This is a genomic window from Pseudoalteromonas sp. AWH4_217 (assembly GCF_056161105.1).
Genome location: NZ_JBSWYM010000046.1, coordinates 1 through 3818, shown reverse-complemented (window position 1 = coordinate 3818; position 3818 = coordinate 1). Strand labels below are relative to the sequence as shown.

At 40.1% G+C, this 3818-nt stretch carries 5 protein-coding genes; all 5 read left to right on the top strand.

All coding sequences use genetic code 11. From position 1 onward, the window contains the following. The first annotated feature begins 503 nt into the window (after nucleotides 1-503). The 5 genes from ACXAH1_RS24555 (at nucleotide 504) to ACXAH1_RS24535 (ending at nucleotide 3160) form a co-directional block, all read left to right on the top strand. Nucleotides 504-932 carry a hypothetical protein gene (locus ACXAH1_RS24555; RefSeq protein ID WP_475200326.1) on the top strand — a complete coding sequence of 143 codons (429 nt, stop codon included), beginning with the start codon at nucleotides 504-506 and terminating at the stop codon, nucleotides 930-932. Nucleotides 933-1318: 386 nt separating this feature from the next. Continuing rightward, nucleotides 1319-1627 carry a helix-turn-helix domain-containing protein gene (locus tag ACXAH1_RS24550; RefSeq protein ID WP_475200325.1) on the top strand — a complete coding sequence of 103 codons (309 nt, stop codon included), beginning with the start codon at nucleotides 1319-1321 and terminating at the stop codon, nucleotides 1625-1627. A 1-nt stretch (nucleotide 1628) separates the two neighbouring features. Then, complete coding sequence (locus tag ACXAH1_RS24545; RefSeq protein WP_475200324.1) at nucleotides 1629-2150, top strand: hypothetical protein; 522 nt, start codon at nucleotides 1629-1631, stop codon at nucleotides 2148-2150. A gap of 205 nt (nucleotides 2151-2355) precedes the next feature. Then, nucleotides 2356-2520 carry a hypothetical protein gene (locus ACXAH1_RS24540; RefSeq protein ID WP_475200323.1) on the top strand — a complete coding sequence of 55 codons (165 nt, stop codon included), beginning with the start codon at nucleotides 2356-2358 and terminating at the stop codon, nucleotides 2518-2520. A gap of 334 nt (nucleotides 2521-2854) precedes the next feature. Continuing rightward, a complete protein-coding gene (locus ACXAH1_RS24535) occupies nucleotides 2855-3160 on the top strand; it encodes a helix-turn-helix domain-containing protein (protein WP_253048238.1) in 306 nt (101 codons plus the stop codon). Nucleotides 3161-3818: the final 658 nt, after the last annotated feature.

Genomic DNA, 3818 nt, shown 5'->3' with positions numbered 1-3818 from the left:
GCGTCCCCAGCTCCTCACCTACCCTCGTCATCCCGGCCAGCGAGCCGGGAACCATTCTGCAGTCAATTCAAGTCCTACGGATAATGACGCTGAGTGTCAGATAACGAGATGCAGTGCGCTTTTTACTGAGTAAAGATTGCTAAACCGAGCCGCCGGTAAGTAGATCCCGCATCGAGTGCGGGATGACAGGGAGTTGTGTCGGGCTATGACAGTGTTAGTTTGATTACTTGTGCTTATGAGCAACCGATACTAGAGCTCGTGCTTACCGGTCAAAAAAGAAACATTTTGCTAACGTAAAACACGTTAAGCACGGCCTTTTAGTGCTGGGTAGTTAGTTTCCCGTTAAAAAAGTTACAACTAATGAACACATTAATATTCAATTAGGCTATGATTTAACACTATAACAACATGGTTGCATAACAATCTCTGCAAAAAAACGAACTAAAGGACATAGCAACCAGGTACATAACCCGTTGAATAACAATACTTGAAGGAGCCAAGATATGTTTGAACAATTTAAATCATGGGCCACATCGGCGCACAAGTCAGGCACAGACATGTTTACTTCCAGTCTGGTGCCACTAAGCGATGTACAGATTAAGACCGTTTTTAATCAAGGGGTTCACGATATTGCAAAGTACTCCCGCAACGGCCGCTCGGTCTATATCAAGCATGTCTACCTGAACAGGCTAAACGACACGGTAAAGCCAAACATCAGTGCCAGCGATATCGACTTTTTCCGCTCATTAGACCAAATATTTCAATATTGTTATGTGCTGGTCTATGTTAAATGCCCCCGTTCAAACAAGTATGATACTGCGTTCTTTTTGGATGATTACGAGGCTATCAAAGGGATCAGTAAAAGCGAGGCCATGCAACGTCAGACAGATTTAACCTCCATTGCCCGAATCATACGAAGTGAGCTGCTTTAAACATCTCACTTTGCAGTGTTGAGATTTGCCCATTAAGCTTGATTAATTGCATTCAGTTGGATGCCAACCTCATAGTATTTCTCCCGTGCAATCGCGCACCAAAATAATATCCATTATACAAACTAATTCACCTCAAGCTTACATTGCGCTAAAATACGCAACGACGCTGTTCCTGAGTGCTTTCTCGTACACCTTTGAACATTTTCCGGCCTAAATGTATAAAAAGTAGAAAACCAAAGCGTATACAGAGTGAATAATAACCGTACAAACCTAAAAGCTGAGAAGTGATGAATGTTTTCATCAATTGCAGGACGCATGGTATTAAACATTGCAGCAACGTTACAATAAAGTAAAATATAATCAATATACCTCTTACAGGAAATAATATGAAGAACAGTCCAGGGAAGAGAAAACGGCAAATTGACAAGTTTAAAGTACAAATGCAGCGATCTATCCGGCAAATGCGCATTGAGGTGGGCTTGAGTCAGAGGGAATTAGCTGCCAAAATGTCCTCAAAAGTTGACCAATCCACTTTGAGTAACTGGGAAAGTGGAAAAACAGAAATGACCAGTGCCCAATTACTGGACTTATTTCTGATCTTTGGTAAAGATATGGTGGCGATGTACTTCGGCTTCTTGAATAACGCAGAAAAAGAGTCAGACACCAAAAAAGAACAAGAAGAGAAGGAGTCTTAGGATGGATTTTGGTACTTTTATTACGTATGCTGGCGTCCCGATAATATTATTTTCTCTCGCCATTACTTGGCGCTATGAAAGTGCGCGCTACTTTCTAGTCTTATTGCTCATCGTTGAGATAATTGACGAGTCTATATATAAAACCAGCTTAAACTGGACAACTCACCACTACCTTTATTGTATGATTCTTGATGTTCTATTCTTAGTTCCTATCATCTATAGACAGCAAACATCTCAATGGTTATACGAAAAGACGGGAGTCGACTACTTTAAAAGAGTTGTGGAACAGCATCACTTCTCATTGCAAGAAATTGGCTTAATATTAGTCAACATAGTTAACTTCATTGTTAACTTTATCGTGTATATCGAAATATGGCTCTATCGCTTATATGTCATAGATAACCCTTATATTAAGTTAATTATAAGAGATCCAATTCAAATTGCATTGCATGTACTTGGCATGCTTGCACTACTTACTTATATAGTTAAAACACCTTCTAGGGAGAAATTCTATCATGGTTAAAATTTCATCTGATTTACTTTCAAAAATTTACGGCGGCATAGGATCTGGCGGCGGTGGTGGTAGCCCAGGCCTTCCAGACCGTACCGCTGTTTACATACCACCTGTTCCAAAGAGTAAATGCGGCTAGCCTCTAAATAGTCTCACGTTTGCTAACTTTTTCATTAGCTACACATATTGTGAAACGCCTTTAAGGATTGATATTATCATGGCTAAAATTCCAAGAAAATCACTTACAAAAGTTTATGGTGGTGGTGGCGGCGGCACCGGTGGTCCAGATCTACCGGATAGGACGGCTGTTTATACGCCACCCGTTTGCAAAAAAGAAGCCTGGATAGCAACTGGCTCTTTTCTAGAAGCACCGTCGAAATAGTAATAAACAAATGGCTAGCATCACATTAAAGTAATTGTTGCTTTCCTTGCTGTAACTCCTACAGCGCGTTTTCTATTACATATCTATATCCTCACCTTTTAGAGCTCTTAGCTTTATCGGTTATAATTTTTCTAAATAGCTAAAATTATTAACCATGAGCTCTATTCGTTGATGAATATATTCATCACAAGATTCCTAGCCATAAGACTTCATCCTTTCTCTATCATTAGCGTCATTAATATATTCATTAAAAGTAGCTAACCCATTCTTATTTATTGATACATAGTATCTGTTGTGTAAAATTCTTCTCCACATAAAACTTGCGGATATAAGAATGACAACAACAACAGGGAAGCGCAAAAAGGAAATTGATAAGTTCAAGCTGCAGTTACAACGCTCTATTCGACAGATGCGCCAGGAGATGGGGCTCAGTCAGCGAGAGCTCGCCGCCAAAATGACCTCAAAAGTAGACCAATCCACCGTCAGTAACTGGGAAAGCGGTAAAACCGAAATGACCAGTGCACAGCTACTCGACCTGTTTCTAATTTTTGGTAAGGACATGGTCAGTATGTATTTTGGCTTTGTTACGAGTAGTGAAGCGAAAGACTCCGATGAAGAGCAAGACGAGGAGGATAAATAGAATGGGCATCAGCATATATGACTTCGTCTATTATCTAACATTTATTGCGATGATAATTGCACTTGTTTCGACCTGGAAATATGAGTGCTCTCGCTACTTTTTACTATTTCTTTTTGGTCTTGAGGCAATCGATGATGCCATACTCCCTATAACCTTGACCTGGACAACACACTTTTACCTTTATTGCATCGTGTTCGATTTGATATTTTGTATTCCTATCATTTACAGAAAACATATCGCGTACTGGATATATCAAAAAACACACTGGGATTTTTTCCGCCGAGTCTATAACAATCATCACCTCGCACTGCAGGAAATAGGACTTCTGATGTTGTTCGGGGTTGACATAGCAATTAACTTCATTGTTTATATCGAAGTGTGGTTATATAAATGGAAGTTTCTGGATCAGCTCTTCATAAAGAACAACATCCGATTAAACGTTGTACTGTTTATAAACTTTTTCACGCTCTGTGCACTCGTCACCTACGCTGCTAAAGCAAGAGCCAGAGAAGAGTTCTATCGTACGAATAAGGCACCGGAATCGTCGACAATATAAAGATAACTAGACGTCATCCCGGCCAACGAGCCGGGAACCATCCTACATCCAGCTGGAATGCCACATATAGCTGTATGGATTTTCAGATATCGCTCAAAATTT